We start from the raw sequence: 25,475 nt of genomic DNA, 5'->3' as shown, positions 1-25,475 counted from the left end.
GTCACCGCCCCGTCCGGCAGCTACTCGCCCTGGCGGCTTCGGCCGCCCTTCTGCCCGGCCTCGGAAGCGCGCTGCGGGTCGTTGGCGAAGTTGCCACCACTTTCGTGGCCGCCCTTCTGCCCGGCCTCGGAGGCACGCTGCGGGTCGTTGGCGAAGTTACCGCCGCTCTCGTGGCCGCCCTTCTGCCCGGCCTCGGAGGCACGCTGCGGGTCGTTGGCGAAGTTACCGCCGCTCTCGTGGCCGCCCTTCTGCCCGGCCTCGGAGGCACGCTGCGGGTCGTTGGCGAAGTTGCCACCGCTCTCGTGCCCGCCCTGCTGGCCGGCGCGTGCGGCCTTCTCGCGGTCGTTGGCGAAGTTGCCGGGGTTGGTGGACTCAGCCATCATCACTCACCCTTACTTGGATCTTGACTGTGCCTTCCAGTCCACCGCGTAGCCGCTCTCCCGGGTGCTAAACACCTCGTAACGGACGGATTCCGACAGCCCGGTTCCGATTCCGGTACCGGCCGGTCCCTGCCCGAGGCCGGCCGGACCGCCGCTCATCCGTCCTTGCCCAGGGCCTTGCGGACGGCGTCGCGGGTGCGGTCCACGGCGGCCGCCATGGGGCCGAGCACGGCGTTCGCGGCGCCGGACTCGACGCCGGGGTGCGGATGGGTGGGCGCGGTGGCCTCGGCCGCCTTGACGGCCTTGGCCATGGTGGCCAGCCGGCCGGGGTCGTTCAGCCGCCGCAGCTGCGAGAACTCGTACCGCTCCTCCGCGCGGGCGTGCTCCATCACGTCCGTGCGCAGGGACAGCAGCCGCGGCAGGAACGCCTCGTCCTCGACGTCCATGCCGTCCAGCGCGGACAGGGCCTCCTTGGCGGTCTTCTCCTCGGCCAGCCGGTCGGCGACGATGTCGTCCCCGCCGTCCGCCGCCCGTTTGACATACGGGTGGACCACCTCCTCCTCGGCCGTCTCGTGCACCGCCAGCATCCGCACCAGGCGGCGGAACGCGTCCCGGCGCGCGTCCCCCGTGCTCTGCTCGACCTCGTCGAAGAGGTTGCGGATCTGGCCGTGCTGCGCCATCAGGAGGGCGACCACGTCCGTGTCCGGGGTCGGGTTGCGGTCGGCGGCCGGATCGGTCGTCGGCGCGGCCGGGCCGTCACCGGTGTGGGTGGGCGAGGTCATGACCGGCCTCCACGCAGGTCGGCGACCGGGTGCTCGCCCTCGGTCTGCAGCCGGTAGTCGCCGCCGATCAGCTTGTCGTGCTCGGCCAGCACCTCGTCGCTGGGCGCCGTGGCCCCGCCGTTGAGGGCCTCCTGCATCGCCTCGAACCGCTCGTGGGCCTCGCGGACGTACCCCGCGCCCAGCGTGGTCAGGTCCAGCTGGTTGGCGATCAGCTCGCGCAGATAGCCCTTGTTGGGCTCGAAGGTGAGCACGTTGGGCAGCGCGGGCGCCAGGATCTCGGCCGGCTCCCGGCCGTCGTGCCGGCGCATCAGGTCGCAGGCCAGGTGCAGATGCTCCAGCTCCATGTTCAGGTGCAGCTCCCAGATGGCCTTCACCTTCGGGTCGCTCTCCTGCTCCATGAAGGAGTGGTAGAGGTAGCACTCGTTGTACTCGTGGTTGACCAGCTGCTCCCACCACGTCTCGCCCGGGTCCACCAGCGACTCGTAGTGGGTGACGTGCTCCTCCTCGATGAGCCCGATCTCCTGGTAGAGACGGCGGGCGATCGGCTCCATGTAGGTGGGGCCGGTGTTCATGTAGAAGTTCATCGTCTGCTGCTCGGCCGACATGATCGTCAGCGCGTGCAGCTTCGACAGCGGGTCGGTCTTCGTCCGGTCGTACGGCTCGCGCACGTTGTCCACCGGGTCGCGGTGGTGCAGCGGGGTGGGCCGGCCCGGCATGACCTCGGTGAGCCCGTCCACGATCGACTCCGCCTTGCGGTGCTCGATCATCTCGTACAGGTTCGCGTACCGGTACAGGTGGTCGAAGTCCTCCAGCACCCCGAACTGGTACGCCTGTTTCAGATACGGGTCCGGCTCCATCCGCGCCACCCACGCGGTCAGATCGACGGCCACCTGCTCGTAGGCGATGGTCGTCTCCAGCACCGACGAGACGCCGGGCAGCAGCCAGTTGACCGCCTTCTGCTGCTGCGCCTCGATGTAGCGGGTCCGCGCGAGCTGCTGCTTGATCTCCATGTCCGGACAGTGCCGGGCCAGCTGGTGGCTGAACAGGATCGCCTCCACCTCGATCCCGTTCATCGTGATGATCCGGCACCGGGTGTACGGGTCGCAGTGGTCCGGGTCGATCGGTGTCACGTTGAGTTCGCGCCAGTTGCGTACCTGCCGGTCCAGCGGAATGCCCCGCTGCTCCAAAGGATTGAACGACATCAGGCCTCCCAGCCCGGTCGGAGACATATGGCGCTCAACGAGTGCCCCCGCTCCGGATACCAAACAAGCCGGAACGAGGCGGCCCCACGGATGCGGTGCCGGACACGCTCCGGCACCGCCCGGGACCGGACACGCACGGGGCCGGGCACGCACGGGGCCGGGCACGCACGGGGCCGGGCACGGGCGGGGCCGGGCACGGGCGGGGCCGGGCACCCATGGGACCAGGCAGCGCCGGGCCGTCGGCGTTCGGGTGACGCGCGGACCACCCGAACGCCGCGCCGGGACGGGCTGAGGGGCATCACCCTGGCGAGCCTGTCCCCCTACGGCTACGGCTACGGGCGCGGGTACGGGTCTACGGCTACGGCTACGGCTACGGCTACGGCTACGGGCAGTCCACCACCTGCCCCGCGAACGACAGCCCGCCGCCGAAGCTCAGCAGCAGGACGGGGCCGCCGGGCGGGAGGTCGCGGCGTTCGACCAGCTTGGACAGGGCGAGGGGGACGGACGCGGCGGACGTGTTCCCGGAGTCGATGACATCCCGGGCGACCACCACGTGCTCGGGCAGGCCGAGCTGCTGCACCACGGACTCGATGATGCGCAGGTTGGCCTGGTGGGTGACGACACCGGCGAGGTCGGCCAGGCCGATGCCGGCCCGCTCGCACGCCTCCCGCGCCAGCGGGGCGAGTTCGGTGGTGACCCAGCGGAACACCGTCTGCCCGTCCTGCGCGAAGCGCGGGTGCCAGTCGCCCAGCAGGCGGACGGCCTGGGCACGGGTCGGGTCCGAGCCCCAGACGACGGGCCCGATGTGCTGCGACTCCGCGGCGCTCACCACGGCGGCCCCCGCGCCGTCGCCGAGCAGCACACACGTACTGCGGTCGGTCCAGTCGGTCACGTCCGACATCTTCTCCGCGCCGATCACCAGGGCGTGCCGGGCGGCACCCGCGCGCACCGCGTGGTCGGCGGTGGCGAGCGCGGTGCAGAAGCCCGCGCAGCCGTTGTTCAGGTCGTACGCGACGGCCGACGGTATGCCGAGAGCGGCCGCGACCTGGGCGGCGATCGACGGGCAGCGGTCGATGGCGGAGCAGGTCGCCACGGTGACCAGCCCGATGTCGGCGGGCTCCAGCCCGGCCGCGGCCAGGGCCTTGGCGGCGGCAGCGGCGGCCAGGTCGGTGACGGACTCCTCGTCGGCGATCCGCCGGGTGACGATGCCGGTACGGCGCCGGATCCACTCGTCACTGGTATCGACCATCCCCGCCAGGTCGTCGTTGGTCAGGACGCGCGACGGCTGGTGGTGTCCCAGCGCGGCGATACGGGTTCCCGGCACGGCTGCTTCTCCTCGGGTCCTCGGCCGGCCCGCGGGCACACGGGCGCACGGGCACACGGGCACACGGCCGGTACGGGCAATACGGGTGGTACGAGCGATATGGGCGATACAGGCGATTCAAATGATGCGGGCGGTGCGGACAGCGCGGACGGCACCTGGAGGCACCTGGAGGCACCGGCGGAAATATAGCAACCGATCGGTCGGAAGCTAATTCCGGGACCCCTGCTGCCGCGCTGGCTACGATGGCGGCATGAGCCCACGCAAGTCCGCCGCCGAGTCCCGCCGGACCCGGGACCGGATCATCGACCGCAGCATCGCGATCGCCTCGGTCGAAGGGCTGGACGGGCTGACCATCGGCCGCCTCGCCGCCGACCTGGGCATGAGCAAGGCCGGCGTCCTCGGCCACTTCGGCACCAAGGAGGCGCTTCAGCTCGCCTCCCTGGACAGCGCGTCCGCGATCTTCTCCAGGGCGGTGTGGGAACCGGCCGCGCGTACGGCGCCCGGTCTCGCCCGGCTCCGGGCCGTCTGCGAGTACTGGATCACCTACCTGGAGCGCGAGAACGGCGCCTTCCCCGGTGGCTGCTTCTTCACCACGGCGGCGGTCGAGTTCGACGCGCGCGTGGGCCCCATCCGGGACGCGGTGGTGCGCCGTTCCACGCTCTGGCGCCGCCGTCTGGCCAACGAGATCCGGTACGCCGTCGAGGCCGGTGAGCTGCCCCCGGACACCGACCCCGAGCAGCTCGTCTTCGAGCTGATCGGCCTCTACACGGGCCTCAACCAGGCCATCCAGCTCTTCGCCGACCCGCTGGCCCAGGACCGCACCCGCCGCGCGCTCACCCGCCTGCTGGCACCCGCGCCGGAGCGGGGGGCCGCGCCGGAGCCGGGGGCCGCGCCGGTGTCGGGGGCCGCGCCGCTGCCGGGGTGCGCGCCGAAGCCGGGGGCCGCGCCGGTGTCGGGGGCCGCGCCGCTGCCGGGGTGCGCGCCGGAGCCGGGGGCCGCGCCGGAGCCCGGAGCGACCCCCCGACCGGGATCCACGCCGAAATCGAAATCCACGCCGGAACCGGAATCCACGTCGCAACCGGGACCCGCGCCAGAGCCCGGGCCCGCCCCGACCCCGGAGACCGCCCCGCCCCCGGAGATCGCCCCGAACCCGGAGGCCACCCCGAACCCGGAGGCCGCCCGGTGAGCGTCGCCGACCTGCTCAGGACCGAGATAGAGGTCATCTGGCCCACGGACGAGCGGGGCCGCTTCCGGGGCCCGAACCACATGGTGATCGCCGTATCGGCCGACGGCCGCCACCAGGTGCCGGCGGCTGCCGCCCACCTCCCGGACGCGCTCGCCGCCGACCTGCTGGCGTCCGTGGCCAAGGCGCCCGCCCCCGAGGGCCCGGGCTTACCGCCCCCGGCCCTCCCCCGCCTCCAGCATCTGCTGGAATCGGCCCTCGGCCCCGTACACATCACCTCGGGCCCGAGCTACCTCATCCACCCGGACCGCCTCCGCTTCACCCCGACCGCGCCCGTCGTCCCCTCCGACACCGGCGACCCCGCCGCGCTCGCGGCCCTGCGCCCCGCCAATCCCGGCAACTGGGGCACGGACGAATGGCACGACCTCCTCGACGGGAAACTCGGCCCGTGGGCCATGGCCCTCGACCCCGCCGACCCGGCCCGGGTCGTCTCGATCTGCCACACGCCCTGCTGGACCGACCACGGCGCGGAAGCCGGCACCTGGACCCGCCCCGGCCACCGCGGCCGGGGCCACGCCGCGACCGTCACCGCCGCCTGGTCCCGGCTCCAGGCCCCCACCGGCCGCCACCTCTTCTACAGCACCTCCGACACCAACCGCTCCTCCCGGAACGTCGCCGCCCGCCTGGGCCTCAGCCCCCTGGGCCACCTCTGGAAACTGTCGCCTCCGGCGAGCATCGCGCTCTGACCGCCGCCCCCGCGGCCAAGCCCGCAGCCAAGCCCCCTCCCACCCTCAGGGCCCGCAGCCAAGCCCCCTTCCCACCCCAGGGTTCGCGGCCATGGCCCCACCCCCAGGGCTCGCGGCACCAGGACCCCTCACACCCCGCCCTCCCCCACGCTGAGGTCAGCGTTCCCCACGGGAAACAGCGCAGATGCGGACGGGTAACAGCCGGACCGCACGCTGGCGGACATGACCTCGCAACAGCGTGTGGTGGTGATCGGCGGCGGCATGGCCGCGGCCCGGCTGGCGCAGCGCCTCGGCCGGGCGTCCGCCGACGGCGGCCCGGCGCTCACCGTCCTCGGTGAGGAGCCGCACGCGCCGTACAACCGCGTCCTGCTCGCCGACGTACTGGCCGGCCGGTACGCGCAGGACGTCATCACCCTGCCCGCCCCGCACGACGCGGTGCGGTGGCTGGGCGGGGTGCGGGCGGTACGGATCGACCGGGAGCGCCGTACGGTGCTGTGCGACGACGGGCGGGCCGTCCCGTACGACCGGCTCGTCCTCGCGACCGGCTCCAACCCCGTGCTCCCGCCGCTGCGCGGCCTCTTCCCGCCCGGTCACGGCGGCCTGCCGGACAGCGGCCTGCCGCGCGGCGTCCACCCGTTCCGCACGCTGGACGACTGTACGGCGCTCGCCGCGGCGGCGGACCGGCCCGGCGCACGTGCCGTGGTGATCGGCGGCGGGCTGCTCGGCGTCTCGGCGGCCCGCGCGCTGGCCGAGCGCGGCGTACCGGTCCTACTCGCCCAGCAGGGCGAGCACCTGATGGAACGTCAACTGGACGCGGGCGCAGCCGCCTTGCTGCGCGCGCACCTGGAGTCGCTGGGCGTCGAGGTCCATACGGAGTGCCGGGTGCGCGGACTGCGCGTCGAGGACGGGACCGTACGCGGTGTGGAGCTCGCGGACGGTTACGCGCCGACGGCCGACCTGGTCGTCCTGGCCTGCGGAGTACGGCCGCGCGTCGGCCTCGCGCGCGCCGCCGGGCTGCCGGTCGACCGCGGCATCATCGTGGACGACCAGCTGCGGACCGCCGATCCCCGCATTCACTCGATCGGCGACTGTGCGCAGCACGACGGCTTGGTGTACGGCCTGGCGGGCGCCGCCCTCGAACAGGCCGACCAGCTGGCGCGGATCCTCGGGGCGGAGGCCACCCGCTACCGCGGCACCCGCGCCCTCACCCGCCTCACCCTCACCGGCCACGGCACGGGCCCCGGTCCGGCGCCCGCGCCCACAGCCCCCCTCGACCTGGCCGCCTTCGGCACCCCCTCCCCCCGCCCCGGCGACGACGTGATCCACCTGTCCGACGCCACCCGCAGCGCCTACCGCAAGGTCATCGTCCGCGGTGACCGGCTGGTGGGCGGCATCCTGCTCGGCGACCTGGGCGCCGTCGGCACCCTCGCCCGTACCTGGGAGGCCGACGCCCCGCTCCCGCCGACGGCCCCGCTCCTGCACCTCCTCACCACCGAGACCGCCACCCCTTCCCGCACCGACGGAGGCTCCTGACCATGGCCGCGACCACCGTTCCCACCCTCGTGCTCATCGGCCACGGCATGGTCGGCCAGCGCTTCCTCGAAGCCCTCGCCGACCGTGGAGTGACCGGACGGGCCCGGGTGGTGGTGCTGTGCGAGGAGCCGCGCCCCGCCTACGACCGGGTCCAGCTCACCTCGTACTTCTCCGGCCGCGCCCCGGACGACCTGGCGCTGGCCGACGCCGGTTTCATGGCCCGGCACGGCATCGAACTGCACCTCGGCGACCCGGCCACCGCCATCGACCGCGCGGCGCGCACCGTCACCGCCCGCTCCGGCCTGACGGTCGCGTACGACACGCTCGTCCTGGCCACCGGCTCGTACCCGTTCGTACCGCCGGTGCCGGGCGCGGACAGCGCGGGCTGCTTCGTCTACCGGACCGTCGAGGACCTGCTCGCCATCGAGGAGTACGCCAAGAACTGCCGCACCGGCACGGTCGTCGGCGGCGGCCTGCTCGGCCTGGAGGCGGCCGGCGCCCTCAAGGGACTCGGGCTGCGGGCCCACATCGTGGAGTTCCAGCCGCGGCTGATGGCGGTCCAGGTCGACGAGGGCGGCGGCAGCGCGCTGCGCCGTACGGTCGAGGAGATGGGCATCGACGTCCACACGGGCGTCGGCGGCAAGGAGATCGTCGCGGGCGGGGACGGTGCCGTACGGGCCATGGAACTGTCCGACGGCTCGCGCGTCGACACCGACCTGGTGATCTTCTCCGCGGGGGTGCGCCCGCGCGACCAGCTCGCCCGCGACTGCGGGCTGGCGGTGGGCGAGCGCGGCGGCGTCGTCGTGGACGAGCGGTGCCGTACCGCCGACCCCGCCGTGTACGCGATCGGCGAGTGCGCGCTGGCCGCCGACGGCAAGGTCTACGGCCTGGTGGCGCCCGGCTACGAGATGGCGGAGACGGCGGCGGCCACGATCGCCGGGGACCGCGAGGCCCCCGGCTTCACCGGCGCCGACACCTCCACCAAGCTCAAACTCCTCGGCGTGGACGTGGCCTCCTTCGGCGACGCGCACGGCGCCGCCCCCGGCTGCCTCGACGTCGTGTACGCCGACTCCCGCTCCGGCGTCTACAAGAAGCTGGTCATCGGCACGGACGGCACGCTGCTCGGCGGCATCCTGGTCGGCGACGCCGAGTCGTACGGCCTGCTGCGCCCGCTCACCGGCACCGTGCCGCCGGTCGCCCCCGAACAGCTCGTGCTCCCCGCAGGCGCCGGCGCGCCCGCCGGCGCCCTCGGACCCGCCGCGCTCCCCGACGACGCGGTGATCTGCAACTGCCACAACGTCACCAAGGGCACCATCCGCGCCGCGGTCTCCGAGCACTCCTGCACCACCGTGCCGGAGGTCAAGAAGTGCACCAAGGCGGGCACCGGCTGCGGCAGTTGCGTCAAGGCGCTGACCACCCTCGTCAACGACGAGCTGGCGGCCGGCGGCGTGGTGGTCGACAAGGGCCTGTGCGGCTGCTTCCCGCACACCCGCGCCGAGCTGTACGAGATCGTCCGCACCCGCCGCCTCACCTCGTACGCCGAACTGCTGGACGGCCACGGCCGGGCGGAGGCGCGCGGCGGCGACGGCTGCGAGACCTGCAAGCCGACGGTGGCCTCGATCATCGCCTCGCTCGCCCCCACGGTCGGCGCCGACGGCTACGTCCTGGACGGCGAGCAGTCGGCCCTCCAGGACACCAACGACCACTTCCTCGCCAACCTCCAGCGCAACGGCTCGTACTCGGTCGTCCCGCGCATCCCCGGCGGTGAGATCACACCCGAGAAACTCATCGTCATCGGCGAGGTGGCCCGCGACTTCGGCCTCTACACGAAGATCACCGGCGGCCAGCGCATCGACCTGTTCGGCGCCCGCGTCGACCAGCTCCCGCGCATCTGGGCCCGCCTCGTCGACGCCGGCTTCGAGTCCGGCCACGCGTACGGCAAGGCCCTGCGCACCGTGAAGTCGTGCGTCGGGCAGACCTGGTGCCGCTACGGCGTCCAGGACTCCGTCCGCATGGCCATCGACCTCGAACTCCGCTACCGGGGCCTGCGCTCGCCGCACAAGCTCAAGTCGGCCGTCTCCGGCTGCGCACGCGAGTGCGCCGAGGCCCGCGGCAAGGACTTCGGCGTCATCGCCACCTCCAACGGCTGGAACCTCTACGTCGGCGGCAACGGCGGCGCCACCCCGCGCCACGCCGACCTCCTGGCCCAGGACCTCTCCGACGCCGAACTGATCCGTCTCATCGACCGCTTCCTGATGTTCTACATCCGCACCGCCGACCGCCTGGAGCGCACCTCCGCCTGGCTGGAACGCATCGAGGGCGGCCTCGACCACGTACGCGACGTGGTCGTCCACGACTCCCTCGGCCTCTGCGACGAACTGGAGTCCCTGATGGCCGCGCATGTCTCGGCCTACCGCGACGAATGGGCCGACACCCTCGCCGACCCCGACCGCCTCGCCCGCTTCGTCTCCTTCGTCAACGCCCCCGAGGCCCCCGACCCGGCCGTCCGCTTCGTCCCCGAACGCGACCAGATCAAACCGGACCTCCCCCTCCTGTCCGGTCCGACCCTCCCCGTACGCACCCTGACCGACGCCCCGACCACCTCCGGCACCCGCACCCTGGAAGGAACCGCCGCCCGATGACGCTCGCCATCGAACTCCCCACGCCCACGGAAGAGCACCAGGCCGGGGAATGGCTCCCGGTATGCGACCCGTCCGCCCTCGTCCCCGGCCGCGGCGTCGCCGCTCTCCTCCCCGACGGCGGCCAGGTGGCCCTGTTCCTGGACCGCACAGGCCGCCCGTACGCCATCGACAACCGCGACCCCTTCACCGGCGCGTACGTCCTCTCCCGCGGCCTGACCGGCTCGGCGAACGGCCGCCCCTTCGTCGCCTCGCCCCTCCTCAAACAGCGCTTCGACCTGGAGACGGGCACCTGCCTGGACGACCCGGCGGTATCGGTGCCCGTCTACCGGGTGCGGAAGATCGGCTGAGATGGCGCGGGGGCAGCGGCCGGCGCGATGCGGAACAGCGGCTGACGCGCTTCCGGGGCTCCGGGGGTGGCGGTTCTCTTCGTCTCTCTTCATCCACACATGTGGACTCCGGGCAACCGCGATCCCGTCCGGCCGAGGCGTACCCTGGTCCCTCCCCGATGCCCCGACGAAGGAGCGCAGCAGGCGTGACGCGTTGGAACACGAGCCATATCCCCGATCAGACGGGCCGTTCGGCGGTCGTCACCGGGGCCAACAGCGGTATCGGCTATGTCACCGCCCGTGAGCTCGCCCGCCGCGGTGCCCGGGTCGTGCTGGCCTGCCGCAACGAGTCGCGCGGCCAGACGGCGCTCGCCCGGCTGCGGTCCGAAGTGCCCGCCGCCGAGGCCGAGTTCCGGCAACTGGACCTGGCCGATCTGAAGTCCGTACGGGCCTTCGCGGCCGGGCTCGACGACTTCGACGGCGACCGACTGGACCTTCTCGTCAACAACGCCGGCGTCATGGCGCTGCCGCAGCGCCGTACCGCCGACGGCTTCGAGATGCAGTTCGGGACGAACCACCTCGGTCACTTCGCGCTCACCGGCCTCCTCCTGCCCAAGCTGCTCGGCACGCCCGGCGCGCGCGTCGTCACCGTCTCCAGCGGCTTCCACGCGCTGGCCAATGTGAAGCTGAGCGATCTGAACAGCGAGCGCGGGTATCACCGCTGGATCGCCTACGGCCGCTCCAAGAGCGCCAATCTGCTCTTCACCCACGAGCTGTCGCGCCGCCTCGCGCGGGCCGGGTCGCAGGTCCTGGCGGTCGCCGCGCATCCGGGGTACGCCGACACCAACCTCCAGACCGCCGGTGTACGGATGGAGGGCCGTACGCGTGCCGAGCGTGCCGTGACGCTGATGAACCGCATCGTCGCGCAGCCCGCCGAGTCCGGCGCGCTGCCCACGCTGTGCGCCGCCACCGCCCCGCACATGAAGCCGGACGCGTTCCTCGGCCCGCGCGGCGGCCTGCGCGGCGGGCCCGCGTCGTCGTTCCGCGCCCCGTGGACCACGGACGACGCGACCGGTGAGCGGTTGTGGGCGGCGTCGGAGGAGCTTACGGGTGTGACGTATGAGTTCGGTGGTGGGGCGGGAGGCTGAGCCGAGAGGCCGGGCGCGCCCCCCGTCACCTCAGCCCCGACGCCTCGAAAATCTCCCGGGCCCCCTCCCCGTCGATGCACTCGCCCAGCGTCCGCAGCACCTCGCTGCCCGAGCGCAGCAGCCCCCGCTCGCGGGAGAGCCGGGCGCCCGTGTCCAGCAGGTGCCACAGGACCGGGTTGCCGGTGAGGGCCTTGGGGTCGAGTTCCACGCGGTTGTCCAGGACGTCGCGCAGGACGAGCCGGGGCGCCATTCCGTCGCTGCGGTGCACGAGGACCAGCAGGTCGGTGCGGACGCGCCGCTCGCACAGCAGCCCGCGTACGGCGAGCCAGTCCGCGCCGGCCGTCACCCGTGCCGGGAAGAGCGCCGCGAAGAGCACCAGCGCGAGGGCCGTCCATGAGGCCGCGCGCAGCGGGTCGAGGGTGTGCGCGGCCAGGTCGACGGCGAGCATGATGGCGAGCACCGCGGCCGTTCCGCAGGCCGCCGTGCGCAGTTCGGGCGCCCAGCGGCGGTCCCGGTACGCCGTCGGGCCGTACACCGGGGGTGGAAGGGCGTACCCCTCCCGCGTGTACCGTCCATCGCGCACCTCCCGGTCCCGCCACGCGCCGGCGTCCGCGCCGGCGTCCTCGTCGTCTTCGCCGCCCTCGCCGTGAGCCGTGGACCCGGCCCCGGGTTCGCCTCGCCGTCCCATGCCGTGAGGCTAGGACCGCGGTGCCCGGCTCGCGGGGATGTTGATGCGGTGCTGATGGCGGTACGGCGAACCTTTACGCAGTGCTGATGAGGCGCATGCCATGCGTTCGTACCGGTACCGGCCACGTCGCCGCCCGGTGCCCCGCCCACCCGGTGCCAGGCCCACCCACCCGCGTCGGTCCGTCCCCACCGGGCATCAAGAACCCGTGAAGATGGCCGGTCCATCCGCAAAGGCCACGCCAAGAACCGGCGCGCCCGCACGCAGCAGCACTCACGCTGGGCTGGCCCTGATGTTGGGGGGGGCTTGCTCCGGTCATCGGGGGGGGTTCGCTCCGGTGACCGGGAGGTTCGTTCCCGATCACCGGGGAGTTCGCTCCGGTCATCGGGGGTCGCTCCGGTCATCGGGGAGTTCGCTCCGGTGATCGGGATTGTCTTCCCGGTCATCGGAGGGCTCTTCCCGATCGCCAGGGTTCCCCTTCCGAACGGATTTCCCGCTCCGAACGGGATTCCCGCCCCGACCGGGATTCCCGCCCCGAACGGGTCCCCCTTCCGACCGGGTTTCCCAACCCCACCAGGGATCCCATCCCGCAGCGCACGGAGGTACGGCGAAAGATGTCGATGGTGTGGAAGGCCACGGGCCGGTCCGCAGGCCAGAAGCCACCGGATACCGGGGCCGTCGGCCACAACACCCCCCTGGGGGCGGTCCCGCCCGCCCCGGCTCCTGAACCGGACGCCCGCCACCGCCTGACCTCCGTGCAGGGCCTCGCCGCCCTCTCCCTCGACGCCATGGCCTCGGTCGCCTACGGGCCCGAGTCGATCGTCCTGGTCCTGGCCACCGCCGGTGCGTACGGCCTGGGTTTCACCCTCCCCGTGACGCTCGGCATCGCGGCGCTGCTCGCGGTCCTGGTCGCCTCGTACCGCCAGGTGATCGCGGCGTTCCCGAACGGCGGCGGCTCGTACGCCGTCGCCAAGGCCCACCTCGGCCGCCGGACGGCCCTGTTCGCCGCCGCCTCCCTCATCCTCGACTACGTACTGAACGTCGCCGTGTCCGTGACCGCCGGCATCGCCGCGCTGACCTCCGCCTTCCCGGCGCTGTACGGCCAACGGCTGTGGCTGTGCCTGGCGGTGCTCGTCCTGGTGACCGGGGTGAACCTGCGCGGCATCGTCGACTCGGCGAAGGCGTTCATCCTGCCCACCGCCGTCTTCGTCGGCTCGATCCTCGCCGTCGTCGCGGTCGGCCTCTTCCGCGACGCGCCCGCCTCCACGGCCTCGGCCGACGGTCACGCCTCCGTCCTGTCCGGCAACGCCACCTCCGTCGGCGCGCTCCTGCTCCTGAAGGCGTTCGCCTCCGGCTGCTCCGCGCTGACCGGCGTCGAGGCGGTGGCCAACGCCGTACCGTCCTTCCGCGCCCCCGCCGCCAAGCGCGCGCAGCGCACCGAGGTCGCCCTGGGTGCGCTGCTCGGCGTGATGCTGATCGGTCTTTCCGTGCTCATCGGGCGCTTCCACCTCCAGCCGGTCGAGGGCGTCACCGTCCTCGCACAGCTGGCGGACGCCTCCCTCGGGCACAACTGGGCCTTCTACGTGGTCCAGTTCGCCACCATGGTGCTGCTCGCGCTGGCCGCCAACACGTCGTTCGGCGGGCTGCCCGTCCTGATGGGCCTGCTGGCCCGCGACAACTACCTGCCGCACGTTTTCGGCCTCAAGGCCGACCGGCAGGTGCACCGGCACGGCGTCCTGGCGCTGGCCGCCGTCGCCGCCCTGCTCCTGATCTTCTCCGGCGGCGACGTGAACACGCTCGTCCCGCTCTTCGCCATCGGTGTGTTCGTCGGGTTCACCATCTGCCAGGTGGGCATGGTGCGGCACTGGTGGCAGGAACGTTCCGGGGCCGCCGGTGCCGGTTGGCGCGGCAAGGCCGTGCTGAACGGTTTCGGCGCGCTGCTGACCGGTGTCTCGGCAGTCGTCGTCACGGCCACCAAGTTCGCGGACGGCGCCTGGCTGATCGTCATCGCCCTGCCCGCCCTCGTCCTCGCCTTCGGCGCGGTCCACCGGGCGTACGGCCGGATCGCGGACCACCTGCACCTCGGCCGTATCCCCGAACCCCCGCACCGCGACCCCTCGCTGGTCGTCGTCCCCGTCTCCCACCTGTCCAAGCTCACCTGCGAGGCCCTGAACGCGGCGGTCTCGCTCGGTGACGAGGTGGTGGCCGTCACCGTCACGTACGCCGCCCCCGAGGACCGCCGCGCGGCGGAGTCCCTGCGCCGCGACTGGGAACTGTGGAACCCCGGCGTCGATCTCCTCGAACTCCCCTCCGCGAGCCGTACGGTGGGCCGCCCGATCGCCGCGTACGTACGCGAACTCCGCGACCGGCACCCCAGCACCCGCGTCACGGTCCTGATCCCCGAAGTCGAACCGGCCCGCCTGTGGCAGCGCCTGCTCCAGAACCAGCGCGGCGCGGTCGTCGCCCACGCGGTACGCCGCACGACGGACGCGACCATATGCCGGTTGCGGATCCGGGTGGCGGGACAGACCTCCCGTTCGCTTTGGCGTCACAGTATTTGACCTGGCTTTTAAGCACGGAAGTTCACAGTTCCGGACAAAGGGCAGGGATCGCTACGCGAAAACGACGCACAGGGCAATGGAAGACGTCGGGGAAAAACCCAACGCCGCACGACACCAGCGCCATTGAAGCCCCATCGGGTGACCTTTCAGCCGATTTACTCCACCCCGAAACGATCTTGACCGGGCGTTTGCGCGCCTTTGTGGCCTGTGCCATATGAGTCGGCTTTTGGATCCACAAGGGTGGATCCGTCCCGAGCCACCGGGACGGAAGTAATCGAAAGGTGTAAATGTTTATGCGTATCGGCCTGCGTCCAGCCCTGGCCGCCACCGTGGTCACCGCCGCGATCGTGTCCTCCACGGCCGGCACCGCCATGGCTGCCGCCCCGGCTTCGCAGGGCAAGGACACGAACGCCGTGGCCAAGCGTGGTCAGGTGACGAAGTTCGCGGCCACCTCCACGTTCAAGATCAAGCTGCCCAAGGGCGACCACGCGGTCCTCACCGACCCCGGCGTCCGTTTCCTCAACGCCGACGGAAAAGCGGTCGGCGGTATGACGCGGCTGGACATCAAGGACAAGGCCGGGCACATCCACAAGGTCACCTGGAGCCTCAAGGGAGACCGGCTGACGCAGAAGGTCTCCGGCGTGAAGGGCTCCACGGTCGAAGGCGTTGTGGTCCGCCCGACGACCCCGGGGCAGGTGACCACGCGCATGGACTGGAGCTGCTTCATGGACGGCGCGGGAGCCCTCGCGAGCGGAGTCGGTGTTATTGCTAGTGTCGCGGGGGCTCCGGAAAGCGGCGGGGCGACGCTGTCGGCCGCCGGGCCTCTCATCAGCGGGACGGCATCGGCAGCCAAGGGCGTTTCCGACCACTGCTTCTAAGGATTGCTGTTCATGCTTCTCGGACGGATACTCGCCGCCATCGCGGTTATCGGCGCACTCGCCATGACGGCGATCGGTGTCTGGCGCGGAGATACGTGGGGCATTGGCATCGGCGTTCTCACGGTCCTTGGCACAGCCAGCAGCGCGATCGTGATCTGGCGAGCCCGCCGACAGGAAAGCCGATAGGAAAGCGGCAGGAAAGCAGTAGGAAAGCCGACAGGAGATACGCTCCGGTAGCTACGCCGTCAGACGAATACCTCGCCGCTGGTCGCGGGTCGCGGACCATGGGGGACGCGGACCAGGGGGGGCGCGGGCGACGGGTCGCGGGTCGCTGGTCGCGGGCCACAGGTCGCTGGTCGCGGACCACGGGTCGCGGGTTACGGGCCCTGACCGCCTGCCGCCGGGCGGGCGGCAGGGCGGGCGGCCGCTCGGCCGGGCGGGCGGGCGCGTATCGGCGTAGCTCCGGAGCCCTCCCTCACTTACCGGAGCCGGGGGGCTTGAGCTCCTGGTTCGTGGGGTCCTCCCGCGGCGGCTGCTCCGGCGGCCGGACGAAGTCGTGCGCGCCGTTGTCCGAGGACTGCCCGCCGAAGTGGGGCGACGGCCGGTCGCAGGCGGGCGGGGTGGGCCGGTTGCCCATCGGCATCAGCCCCAGGTCGGGCGCGAGGAAGGGCACGATGGAGTAGCCGCCGTTGCACATCGGCAGCACGTAGAACCGCTGCGCTTCCATCTCCTTGGTGAGCTTGCCCTTGGGGTCCTGGGCGTCCGTGAACCGCATCCCGTCCCGGGGGTTGTCCGGGTTGATCGCCAGCCGTTTGCCCTCCCTCTTGTTCTCGAAGCTGTAAACGGTGTTGTTCTTGTAGTAGCCCTCCAGGTGGACCACCCACAGGTGCCGCTTGTTGTCGATCTTGTCGATCGGATCGGTCTCGATCTGGAGGTCACCGTTGTGCGTGAGGTAGCCACCGGTGACCCGGTGAACGATCACCATCTCGCGCTGGTGCTTCACGGAGGCGACGAAGGTGTCCAGGGCATTGGGGTACATGGCGGTGCTCCTTCCGGTTGGTGAGGTGGAGAGCCGATCGGCGAGACGGAGATCCGGCGGCCGTGGGGGCGGTGATCCGGTTGCCGGCCCGTCTCCGTCGCCCGGTACGAAGGCCTGCCCGTACGGCAGTACGGCAGTACGGCAGTACGAAGGCGGCCCCCGTAAGGAGGCGGCCTTACGCGATGCGCCGCGGCCGCTTGCCGGACCGGCGAGGAATGAAGGGCCGGGCGCCCGACGCCGACGGCGCTACCCGCCGTCCCGTCTGCCACGAAGCGATACGGCGGCCCGCAGATGGGCCGCGCCGACCAGCTCACCCATGGCATGCCCGACCGCAGCGCCCGAACACCCGCACACGCCCCTCACCCGAGGCGTCCACCATGTACGCGCGTAGATTCAGCTGATATGAACAGCGCCCGTCGCGCGCCGCGTTTCCGCAGGCGTACGCCCGGGGACCGGCGGCCGTGATCTCCACGCGGGGTGGGCGCCACCGGGCCGCCGGGTCGCTGGGCCGCCGGGCCGATGGGCCCCCGGGCCACCGGTACGCCGTCTTGCCGGGCCCGGCATCCGATGCGACAACGTCTGCATGCCGAACGCATCCACGCCCATGCCCACGTCCGCCTCCGCAACCGCCTCCGCGACCACCTCCCCCGAGATACCCCCGGCCGTCCCCGCACCGACGCCGTACCGGGGCTTCGCCCTGCGCCAACCCGCCCGCCCGCCGGTGAGCCTGCCGCCCGACCCGGAAAACGCCGAACTGTACGGCCCGGTCTTCGGCCACACCGACGTGACGCCCTTGGACTGCGATCTCACCCGCCGGCACCCGGGCGCCCCGATCGGCGAACGCATCACCGTGACCGGCCGCCTCCTGGACGACCAAGGGCGCCCGATCCCCCACCAGCTCATCGAACTCTGGCAGGCGAACGCCGCCGGCCGCTACGCCCATCGCGGCGACCAGCACGACGCGCCCCTGGACCCCAACTTCACCGGCACCGGCCGCGCCCTCACCGACGCCGCCGGCCGCTACACCTTCACCACAATCAAACCGGGCCCGTACCCGCTCGGCACCCCGGACGACGCATGGCGCGCCGCGCACCTGCACTTCTCCCTCTTCGGCCGTGCGTTCACGCAACGCCTCGTCACTCAGATGTACTTCGAGGGCGACCCGCTCCTGGCCCACGACTCGGTACTGCACGCCGCCCCGACCGCTGCGGCCCGCCGCCGTCTGATCGCCACGTACGTCCCCGGGCCACCGCTACCGGGCCGCCCCACGTCCCTCACCTACCACTGGGACATCATCCTCGGCGGCCCGCCCCCGGCGGTCGCCCCCGCCTGATGTCCAGCTCGCACCGCACGGTCTTGCCGACCTCCCTGTCCCGTACGCCCCACCGCATGGCCAGTTCCTGGACGAGCACCAGCCCGAGCCCTCCGGAAGCGTCGTCCCCTGGCTCCCGTACGCACGGCCGCAGTTCCCCTCGCGCGTCGCTGACCGACAGCCGCAGCACGTCTTTGCCGACCGTCAGATGTACCCGCACCAGCCGGCCGGGCACCCTGCCGTGCGTGATCGCGTTCGTCAGCAGCTCCGACACCACCAACTCGGCGTCGTCCACGAGGTGTCCGTACCCCCATTCCCACAGCAGCCGGGCCATCCGGTACCGCGCGAGCCGCACGCTCCTGGGGAACGGCGTGTAGTCGAGCAGGTCCTCGTAGAGGACGGTTTCCACGGGGTCATGCGGAGAGATCATCGACGGCCACCTCCGAGTACGAGCAGCGCGCACCCCTGCGCCAACTGATGCGGCCGCGCGGGCAGTTCGGTCGTTACGGACGGTAGGGGCGCGATGGCGGCGGCCACAATCGAGCGGTGCAAATTTCACCCGGGAGAGTTGCCGAGCCACGATTCGGCACCCGCGCCGCCGTCCACGAGCGAAGGTGAGCAGCATGGAACGCAGCCAGACATCACAGGGCAACCGCATGTCGACCGTCCTGGGCCGCCGCCTCGGCGGCGAACTCACCAAGCACCGGCTGGCCGCCGGCCTGACGCAAGGCCAGGCGGCCAAGGTCATCAGCGCGTCGACCGGCAAGATCGCCAGGATGGAGAGCGGCTGGGTCCCGATGCGCGACCCGGACATCCGCATCCTGTGCGAGTTGTACGACGTGTGCGACCCGGCCACGGTGGGCGGCCTGTTGGAACTGGCACGCGTGGATCGCGAGCGGCGCAAGGCGAAGGGATGGTGGAACGACTTCCCCGACCTAGGGGATATGCGCGAGTACGTCACGTTGGAGAACGCCGCGACCACCATCCGGACGTGGCAACTGTCCTTCGTGCCCGGGCTCCTCCAGACACCCGACTACGTACGTGCCCTTGCCTTCGGGAACTCGTCACGTGAACATGCCGACGGCGGGCAGCGGGTAGTCGACACACGCCTGGCGCGCCAGCAGCGTCTGACCGGCCGAGCACCACTGTTCCTGTGGGCCGTGATCCACGAAGCGGCTCTGCGCCACTTGGTCGGCGGCGGCGATGTCATGCGCGAACAGCTCAAAAGCCTGGTCACGGCATCCCAGCAACAGAACGTCAAGGTCCAGGTCCTGCCCTTCGCCGCGGGAGAGCACGCCGGCATGGGCGGCACGTTCAACATCATCTCGTTTGCGGAACCCGGCGCCATGGATGTTGTTTACACCGAGACAGCCATGGGACAACTGTGGGTCGAAGGCGGCGACGGCGCGGCCCAGCACGACAGGCTCTTCCAACGCCTTGTTGCAAGTGCGCTCTCACCTGCCGACTCGGAAACATTCATCAACGCCTTGCACAAGGAGATGTGAACGATGACACGGGCATTCCGCAAGTCCACCTACAGCAGCGCTGATCGCGAGTGCGTGGAGGTGGCTACGGATGACCCCCACACCATCGCCATACGTGACTCCAAGCGCACCGACGGCCCGACCCTCCACGTCAGCCCCGCCGCCTGGGCATCCTTCCTCACCACACTCCACCCGGAGCCGTGACCCATGAGCGTGCCGAAGGCCGGCTTCTACGCCGCCTCCACCCCGGACATGACGTGGCGCTTGCGGACACGATGATCATGGACGACTCCTCGGGGACAGGCGCAGGTCACGGTCGCAGGGCCGTAAGCCGTCGGCTTGCGAGAGCCCTGTACGACGAGCATGCACCAGGGGTCTGACAATCGTCCTGACCTGGACTTTCGCCGAACGCACCGGCCGAGGCGGGCAACCGGGGACGCCATGGACGCCGAGCCGGTTGCCCACGGGCCGCAGCGGTCACACCGATGCCGTGGCAAGGGCGCCGAGGAACTCGCGGACGTGGTGCAGCCACGTCGCGCGGTCGGCCTCGTTCAGGATGTGGGCCGCGCCGGGCAGTTCGATGAGCTTGGCGCCCGGGATGCCCGCGGCCAGACGGTACGAGCTCTCCGGCAGCACCAGCCGGTCCCCCGTGGGCGCTACCACCAGGGTGGGCACGGACAGGTTTTCCAGGTCCGACCGGACGTCCACGCGGGACACCAGGTCGAAGTGGTCCAGCATGCCCGGCGGCATCCCGGCCAGGGTCTGGGCGACCGCCGCGTCGAGGTCGGCCGGTTCGATGTCCGCCAGGTCCGCCGGCGACAGGCACGAGAGGAGAGCGAGCCGTGCCACGTCCTCCCACCGGCCCGCGCCGCCCAAGGTCTTGATGAGCCGGGCGGCCAGGTCCAGGACGGGGTCCGCGACCGGGAAACCGGCGGTGAGGACGAGTGCCCGTACCCGCTCGGGATGCCGGGCGGCGATCCGGACGGCCACGGCGCTGCCGAGCGACTCCCCCAGCACGGCGAACGACTCCTGGCCCGCCGCGACGGCGGCGGCGACCAGCCGGTCGGCGAGGTCGTCCAGTTCCAGAGGCTCGGTGGCCACGGGGGAACCACCCGCTCCCGGGTAGTGCGGGCCGACGAGGGTGTGGTCCTGGGCGAGGTCGTCGAGGACGAGGCCGAAGTTTCCCTGGATGCCGCCACCGGCACCGTGGGCGAGCAGGAGCGCGGGGCCACTGCCCTTCACGAGGACATCGAGGTCGGACAGGGGAAGCGAGAAATCGGTGATCATGGCGCCGACGCTAAACTCCGACATCAGTGTCAGAGTCAAGCCGCGCGTTGCGCAGGGGGAGGCGCGAGCCGCATGCGTATGAAGGAAATGGTGCGGCGCACGGGAGTCCATGAGCGGCTGCTGCGCTATTACGAGCAGCAAGGACTGCTGGAACCGGAGCGGCTGCCGAGCGGCTACCGCGTCTACAGCGAGTCGGACGTCGAGTTGGTGCGCCGCATCCGCTGTCTGCTGGCAGCCGGCCTGCCGACCTCTCTGATCGCTCAGGTGCTCCCCTGCATCCGATCGGACGACGGCCGTCTCGTACCCACCTGTCCGGATCTGGTCGCCCAGTTGCGGCAGGAGAGCGAGCGGATCACCCGCGCCATCGAGGAGTTGCGGGCCTCCCGCACGATGCTCGACACCGTCATCGCCGCCGCGCCCTTTCAGAGCGCCGGGGAGCCGGGAGCGCCTCGGTCGATCATGGCCGAGGCGAATTGACCGGGCGCCGGGCACAGGCGACCTGGTCAGGCCCGGCGGCGGTGGCCAGGCCCAACGGCGGTGGCCAGACCCAACGGCGGCGGCCAGGCCCGGCCGCGGAGGTCAGGCCCGGCGGCGGTGGCCAGGCCCGACGGTGGTCAGGCCCGGCTCGCGTAGTGGGTGAGGTCTAGGACGCCACCGGCCGCGACCCCACCAGGCCCCCGTCGACCACCAAGTCCTGCCCTGTCACATACGACGCGTCGTCCGACGCCAGGAAAGCCACGGCGGCGGCGACCTGGTCGGCCTGGCCGACGGCCTGGAGGGGGACTTCGGCCGCGAGGCGGGCCTCGGCGTCGGGGTCCGTGTTCGCGGCGCGGAACATCTCCGTATCGATGTAGCCGGGGCTCACCGAGTTGACGCGGATGCCGCGGGGCGCCAGGTCGGCGCCGAGGGTGCGGGCCAGATTGTGGACGGCGGCCTTCGTGGCCGAGTACGCCGTGGCCACCGGCATGCCACGGTAGAGGGTCCACGAGGCGTTCAGGACGATGGCGCCGCCTCGGTCCATGAGGCGGAGCGCCTTCTGAACGGTGAAGAAGACGCCCTTGAAGTTGACGTCGACGGTGGTGTCGAAGTCGGCTTCGGTCAGTTCGGCGCTGGGCTTGAAGATGCCGACGCCCGCATTGGCGAAGACCGCGTCCAGGGTGCCGCGCCAGGCTTCGATGTCCCGTACGAGCGCGTCCAGGTCGGGCAGGGACGCCGCGTCGGCGCGTACGGCCAGGAGGTGGTCCGGGGCGTTGAGGCGGGCGGCCGCCGCGTCGAGTCGGGCCTGGTCGCGGCCGGTGATGACGACGTACGCGCCCTCGTCGAGGAACCGGCGGGCGGCGGCGAACCCCATGCCGCTGGTACCACCGGTGATCAGAACTGTCTTGTTCGTGAAGCGGTTCATGCAAGAGATGGTGCGGGCGCGCGCCGATGCGCGGGGAGAGCCTGCTGAGCCTGGGTGTGGGAACACCAGGCTGGCGCGGGGGCCGGTCCGCGTGGGAACACCGTGCCGTCGCGCGGTGCTCACTCCTACGGGCGCCGCCACCGGCCGGTTTCGCGCAGGTGCAACGCGTCCTTCACGCGGGTACGGCAGAGTAGGCGCGCGGCGGACGATGATCGTCGATCACGTACGCGGCGGGACGACACCGGCGGACACACGGAACGGCCAGGCAGCAACGGACACGGCGCACGAGCCACGCAGGGGGCGATCGGCATGACACGCGGCAACGGCACAGGTTTCGGTATCGGCAGACGGCGGCTGCTCGCCGCGGCCGGGGGCGCCACGCTCACCGGCGTACTGGCGGCCTGCGGCTCCAACACCGGCCGGAGCGGCAAGGGTTCGGGACCCGCGCTCAGCCAGTGGTACCACCAGTACGGCGAGCCCGGTACCGAGGCGGCCGTGAAGCGGTATGCCGCCGCGTACGACAAGGCGCGGGTCACCGTGCAGTGGCGGCCCGGCGACTACGACCGGCAGACCGCTGCCGCGCTGCTGACCGACTCGGGGCCGGACGTCTTCGAGGCCGACGGGCCGAAACTCGACCAGATCAAGGGCGGTCAGGTCGTGGACGTGACCGAGCAGATCGAGTCGGTGAAGGACGATTTCAACCAAGCCGTGCTCAAGCCGAAGATCTGGCAGGACAAGATCTGGGCGGTTCCGCAGACCATAGACACGCAGTTCCTCTTCTACCGGAAGAGCATGCTGACGGCGGCGGGGGTGCGGCCGCCGCAGAGCGTGGACGAGCTGGTCGAGGCGGCGCGAACGCTGACGCGGCACCACCGGAAGGACAAGGTCAAGGGGCTGTTCCTGGGCAACGACGGCGGGGCCGCGGTGCTGGGCGGCACCCCGCTGTTCGCCGCGGGGCTGAGCCTGATCACGGAGGACGGGAAGGTCGGCTTCGACGACCCGGCCGCCGCTCGCGTCCTCGGCAAGATCCGGCAGTTGTACGCCGACGGATCACTGCTGCTCGGCGCGCCGACGGACTGGTCCGACCCGGCGGCCTTCATCCAGGGGCTGACCGCCGTGCAGTGGTCGGGGCTGTGGGCGTTGCCGCAGGTCAAGAAGGCCCTGGGGGACGACTTCGGGGTGCTGCCGTTCCCGAAGGACGGCGCCGGCGGCCGGCCCACGGTGCCGGTCGGCGCGTACGGCTCGGCGGTCAGCGCGCGCAGCAAGCACCAGAAGGAGGCCAAGGCGTTCGTGAAGTGGCTGTGGGTGGACGGAACCGACAAGCAACTGGACTTTGCCCTCTCGTACGGCTTCCACATCCCCGCCCGCACCTCGCTCGCCAAGAAGGCGAAGCAGCTCCAGGAGGGCCCGGCGGCGGAGGCGGTGCGCTTCGCCACCGACCACGGCTACGCCGAACCGCTGCTCTGGACGACCCCGAGCAAGAACGCCTATCAGGACGCACTGAACCACATCATCAAGGACGGCGCCTATCCGGAGACGGAACTGAAAGCAGTCGTGCGGAAGGTCAACTCGGAGTTGCAGCGGGCGAAGAAGAAGTGAAGAACGTGGACGGGGCGCCGGTGGGCGGGCGAGCTGCGGGCGGGCGGGTTCGAGGGGCCGACGCGGACGGGCGGGATCGGGGAGCCGAGGCGGGCAGGCAGGCCCGCGGAGCCGCCGCGGGTGGCCGGGGCGGCGACGTCACCGGCCGTCTGCGGCGCTTCCGCGGCCCGCAGAACCGTAACCTCTGGTTCTGGGCCTTCGTCGGACCCTTCGCCATCGGTCTCGCGCTCTTCACCTACGTACCGCTGGCCTGGAGCGTCTATCTCAGCTTCTTCGACGCGCACAACACGGTCAGCCCGACGGATTTCGTCGGACTGGACAACTACGCGTCGATGCTGGGCGATCAGGCGTTCCTGAGCAGTCTGGGCACGTTCGTGCTGTTCACGGCCTTCATCGTGCCCGCGACGTATGTGCTGTCGCTGGCCCTCGCGCTCATGGTCAACCGGCTGCGCTTCGCCCAGGCGTTCTTCCGCTCGGTCTTCTTCCTGCCGACCGCCTGCTCGTACGTGGTCGCCGCGCTCATCTGGAAGCTGTCGATCTTCAACGGGGTCCGGTTCGGGCTCGCCAACACCGTGCTGGGATGGTTCGGCACGGATCAGACCGCCTGGCTGGCCACGTCCGACCCGCCCTGGTACTGGCTGGTGATCGTGACCGTACGGCTATGGCTCCAGGCCGGTTTCTACATGATTCTGTTCCTGGCGGGACTGCAACGGATCTCTCCGCGACTGTACGAGGCCGCCGCGGTGGACGGCGCGCGGCCCGGCTGGCAGACACTGCGCCACATCACCCTGCCGCAGCTGCGCGCGACCTCGGTCGCCGTCGTCCTGCTGCTGGTGATCAACGCGTTCCAGGCGTTCGACGAGTTCTACAACCTGATGTCCGACGCGCGCGGCTACCCGCCGTACGCCCGCCCGCCACTGGTCTACCTCTACTACACCGCGCTCGGCCAGGAGCAGAACCTCGGGCTGGGGAGCGCCGGAGCGGTCATCCTCGCGCTGATCATCGCGGTGGCGACCGTCGTACAGGCCCGCTGGTTCGGGCTCGGGCGGAAGGAGGACTGATCGCCGATGACCGCATCGAAGCGGGTGGACCCCCGCGTACGGACCGGCCGCGTCCTGCGCGCAGTGATCGTCACCATCCTCGCCGTCCTCTTCCTCATCCCCTTCTACCTGCTCGTACGCAACGGCCTGGCCACCGAGCAGGACATCACCGCCCCCGACTGGACGTTCTTCCCGCGTGACATCCAGTGGTCGAATCTGACCGAGGTCTTCGCCGACCCGAACCTGCCGCTGGCGCGGGCGCTGCTGAACTCCACGCTGATCGCGGTGTCCACGACCGTCGGCACGGTGCTGCTCGCGTCGCTGGCCGGGTACGGGCTGGCGCGCATCCCGTACCGGCACGCGAACGTCGTCTTCTACGCCATCCTCGGCACCCTGATGGTCCCGGCGGCGGTCACCTTCGTCCCCAGCTTCGTCCTCGTCTCGACGCTCGGCTGGATCTCCACCCTGCGCGGCCTGATCATCCCCACCCTGTTCAGCGCCTTCGCCTGCTTCATATTCCGCCAGTACTTCCTGGGCTTCCCACGGGAGTTGGAGGACGCGGCACGGGTGGACGGGCTGGGCTACTGGCGTACGTACTGGCGCATCGTGGTGCCCAACTCGCGGCCGGTCTTCGCCGCAGTCGGCACGATCGTCTTCATCGGCGCGTGGAACGCGTTCCTGTGGCCGCTGGTCATCGGGCAGGACCGCGAGTCCTGGACGGTACAGGTGGCGCTGTCCACGTTCACCACGGCCCAGAACCTCAACCTGCACGAGCTGTTCATCGCCGCGGCGATCTCGATCGCGCCGCTGGTGGTCGTGTTCGTGCTGTTGCAGCGGTACATCGTGGCGGGGGTGGAACGGTCCGGGATCGACGACTGAGGGCGTTGGGCGGCGGACGGGGCGGGCACGAAGGACGGCGGGC

General features: G+C 71.5%; 23 protein-coding genes and 1 pseudogene. 15 read left to right on the top strand and 9 right to left on the bottom strand.

Annotation, left to right across the window (positions count from 1 at the left end; all coding sequences use genetic code 11):
* Nucleotides 1–20: 20 nt before the first annotated feature.
* From CP973_RS41730 to CP973_RS08730, 4 genes are all read right to left on the bottom strand, one after another.
* Nucleotides 21–380 carry a con-10 family general stress protein gene (locus CP973_RS41730; protein WP_150239040.1) on the bottom strand — a complete coding sequence of 120 codons (360 nt, stop codon included), beginning with the start codon at nucleotides 378–380 and terminating at the stop codon, nucleotides 21–23.
* Between the two features lie 155 nt (nucleotides 381–535).
* Entirely contained in the window at nucleotides 536–1,162 is a 627-nt protein-coding gene (locus CP973_RS08740; protein ID WP_280119000.1) for a hemerythrin domain-containing protein, read from the bottom strand.
* A complete protein-coding gene (locus tag CP973_RS08735) occupies nucleotides 1,159–2,364 on the bottom strand; it encodes a hypothetical protein (RefSeq protein ID WP_150239038.1) in 1,206 nt (401 codons plus the stop codon). The genes CP973_RS08740 and CP973_RS08735 overlap by 4 nt, the downstream gene beginning before the upstream one ends.
* A gap of 382 nt (nucleotides 2,365–2,746) precedes the next feature.
* A complete protein-coding gene (locus tag CP973_RS08730) occupies nucleotides 2,747–3,688 on the bottom strand; it encodes a beta-ketoacyl-ACP synthase III (protein ID WP_150239036.1) in 942 nt (313 codons plus the stop codon).
* Between the two features lie 250 nt (nucleotides 3,689–3,938).
* On the opposite strand from CP973_RS08730, the pseudogene CP973_RS08725 reads away from it, so the two are divergent.
* The 6 genes and pseudogenes from CP973_RS08725 to CP973_RS08700 form a co-directional block, all read left to right on the top strand.
* A pseudogene (locus tag CP973_RS08725) lies at nucleotides 3,939–4,541 on the top strand (TetR/AcrR family transcriptional regulator); the annotation flags it as partial.
* A 329-nt stretch (nucleotides 4,542–4,870) separates the two neighbouring features.
* Nucleotides 4,871–5,617 (top strand): GNAT family N-acetyltransferase, encoded by a 747-nt coding sequence (locus CP973_RS08720; RefSeq protein ID WP_150239033.1) that lies wholly within the window; start codon nucleotides 4,871–4,873, stop codon nucleotides 5,615–5,617.
* Nucleotides 5,618–5,839: 222 nt separating this feature from the next.
* Nucleotides 5,840–7,150 (top strand): NAD(P)/FAD-dependent oxidoreductase, encoded by a 1,311-nt coding sequence (locus tag CP973_RS08715; RefSeq protein ID WP_208853154.1) that lies wholly within the window; start codon nucleotides 5,840–5,842, stop codon nucleotides 7,148–7,150.
* 2 nt (nucleotides 7,151–7,152) lie between these two features.
* On the top strand, nucleotides 7,153–9,792 hold the full coding sequence (nirB, locus tag CP973_RS08710) for a nitrite reductase large subunit NirB (RefSeq protein WP_150239031.1): 2,640 nt from the start codon (nucleotides 7,153–7,155) through the stop codon (nucleotides 9,790–9,792).
* On the top strand, nucleotides 9,789–10,139 hold the full coding sequence (nirD, locus tag CP973_RS08705; RefSeq protein ID WP_150239029.1) for a nitrite reductase small subunit NirD: 351 nt from the start codon (nucleotides 9,789–9,791) through the stop codon (nucleotides 10,137–10,139). The genes nirB and nirD overlap by 4 nt, the downstream gene beginning before the upstream one ends.
* A gap of 185 nt (nucleotides 10,140–10,324) precedes the next feature.
* On the top strand, nucleotides 10,325–11,266 hold the full coding sequence (locus CP973_RS08700) for an oxidoreductase (RefSeq protein ID WP_208853153.1): 942 nt from the start codon (nucleotides 10,325–10,327) through the stop codon (nucleotides 11,264–11,266).
* A gap of 25 nt (nucleotides 11,267–11,291) precedes the next feature.
* Here CP973_RS08700 and CP973_RS08695 read toward each other — a convergent pair whose 3' ends face one another.
* Nucleotides 11,292–11,954: a hypothetical protein gene (locus CP973_RS08695; RefSeq protein ID WP_244409338.1), complete on the bottom strand. Its 663-nt coding sequence runs from the start codon at nucleotides 11,952–11,954 to the stop codon at nucleotides 11,292–11,294.
* Between the two features lie 611 nt (nucleotides 11,955–12,565).
* Here CP973_RS08695 and CP973_RS08690 point away from each other — a divergent pair.
* Both CP973_RS08690 and CP973_RS08685 read left to right on the top strand, forming a co-directional pair.
* The gene (locus CP973_RS08690; protein ID WP_150239025.1) at nucleotides 12,566–14,512 is read left to right on the top strand and encodes an APC family permease; all 1,947 of its coding nucleotides are present in this window, start codon (nucleotides 12,566–12,568) and stop codon (nucleotides 14,510–14,512) included.
* Nucleotides 14,513–14,805: 293 nt separating this feature from the next.
* A complete protein-coding gene (locus tag CP973_RS08685; protein ID WP_150239023.1) occupies nucleotides 14,806–15,390 on the top strand; it encodes a hypothetical protein in 585 nt (194 codons plus the stop codon).
* Nucleotides 15,391–15,865: 475 nt separating this feature from the next.
* On the opposite strand, the gene CP973_RS08680 is transcribed toward CP973_RS08685, so the two are convergent.
* Nucleotides 15,866–16,429: an RICIN domain-containing protein gene (locus tag CP973_RS08680; protein ID WP_150239021.1), complete on the bottom strand. Its 564-nt coding sequence runs from the start codon at nucleotides 16,427–16,429 to the stop codon at nucleotides 15,866–15,868.
* Nucleotides 16,430–17,012: 583 nt separating this feature from the next.
* On the opposite strand from CP973_RS08680, the gene CP973_RS08675 reads away from it, so the two are divergent.
* On the top strand, nucleotides 17,013–17,762 hold the full coding sequence (locus CP973_RS08675) for a dioxygenase family protein (protein ID WP_167538293.1): 750 nt from the start codon (nucleotides 17,013–17,015) through the stop codon (nucleotides 17,760–17,762).
* On the opposite strand, the gene CP973_RS08670 is transcribed toward CP973_RS08675, so the two are convergent.
* A complete protein-coding gene (locus CP973_RS08670) occupies nucleotides 17,722–18,171 on the bottom strand; it encodes an ATP-binding protein (protein WP_244409337.1) in 450 nt (149 codons plus the stop codon). The genes CP973_RS08675 and CP973_RS08670 overlap by 41 nt on opposite strands.
* A 193-nt stretch (nucleotides 18,172–18,364) precedes the next feature.
* Between CP973_RS08670 and CP973_RS08665 the strand changes: the two genes are divergently transcribed.
* A complete protein-coding gene (locus CP973_RS08665) occupies nucleotides 18,365–19,246 on the top strand; it encodes a helix-turn-helix domain-containing protein (protein ID WP_150239020.1) in 882 nt (293 codons plus the stop codon).
* A gap of 3 nt (nucleotides 19,247–19,249) precedes the next feature.
* Nucleotides 19,250–19,429, top strand: coding sequence for a DUF397 domain-containing protein (locus tag CP973_RS08660; protein WP_150239019.1), 180 nt, complete (start codon nucleotides 19,250–19,252; stop codon nucleotides 19,427–19,429).
* Nucleotides 19,430–19,702: 273 nt separating this feature from the next.
* Here the strand turns inward: CP973_RS08660 and CP973_RS08655 are convergent, their stop codons facing one another.
* Entirely contained in the window at nucleotides 19,703–20,536 is an 834-nt protein-coding gene (locus CP973_RS08655) for an alpha/beta fold hydrolase (RefSeq protein WP_244409336.1), read from the bottom strand.
* A gap of 48 nt (nucleotides 20,537–20,584) precedes the next feature.
* Between CP973_RS08655 and CP973_RS08650 the strand changes: the two genes are divergently transcribed.
* Entirely contained in the window at nucleotides 20,585–20,989 is a 405-nt protein-coding gene (locus tag CP973_RS08650; protein WP_150239018.1) for a MerR family transcriptional regulator, read from the top strand.
* A 166-nt stretch (nucleotides 20,990–21,155) separates the two neighbouring features.
* On the opposite strand, the gene CP973_RS08645 is transcribed toward CP973_RS08650, so the two are convergent.
* A complete protein-coding gene (locus CP973_RS08645) occupies nucleotides 21,156–21,914 on the bottom strand; it encodes an SDR family NAD(P)-dependent oxidoreductase (RefSeq protein ID WP_150239017.1) in 759 nt (252 codons plus the stop codon).
* A 309-nt stretch (nucleotides 21,915–22,223) separates the two neighbouring features.
* On the opposite strand from CP973_RS08645, the gene CP973_RS08640 reads away from it, so the two are divergent.
* The 3 genes from CP973_RS08640 (at nucleotide 22,224) to CP973_RS08630 (ending at nucleotide 25,432) form a co-directional block, all read left to right on the top strand.
* Complete coding sequence (locus tag CP973_RS08640) at nucleotides 22,224–23,513, top strand: ABC transporter substrate-binding protein (protein WP_208853152.1); 1,290 nt, start codon at nucleotides 22,224–22,226, stop codon at nucleotides 23,511–23,513.
* Between the two features lie 149 nt (nucleotides 23,514–23,662).
* Complete coding sequence (locus CP973_RS08635; protein WP_150243310.1) at nucleotides 23,663–24,574, top strand: carbohydrate ABC transporter permease; 912 nt, start codon at nucleotides 23,663–23,665, stop codon at nucleotides 24,572–24,574.
* A 6-nt stretch (nucleotides 24,575–24,580) separates the two neighbouring features.
* Nucleotides 24,581–25,432, top strand: coding sequence for a carbohydrate ABC transporter permease (locus tag CP973_RS08630; RefSeq protein WP_150239015.1), 852 nt, complete (start codon nucleotides 24,581–24,583; stop codon nucleotides 25,430–25,432).
* Nucleotides 25,433–25,475 lie beyond the last annotated feature (43 nt).

It is taken from the genome of Streptomyces albofaciens JCM 4342 (assembly GCF_008634025.1).
Taxonomy (GTDB): domain Bacteria; phylum Actinomycetota; class Actinomycetes; order Streptomycetales; family Streptomycetaceae; genus Streptomyces; species Streptomyces albofaciens.
Note: the sequence above shows the minus strand (reverse complement) of the source record. Positions and strands in the feature narration are given on the sequence as shown.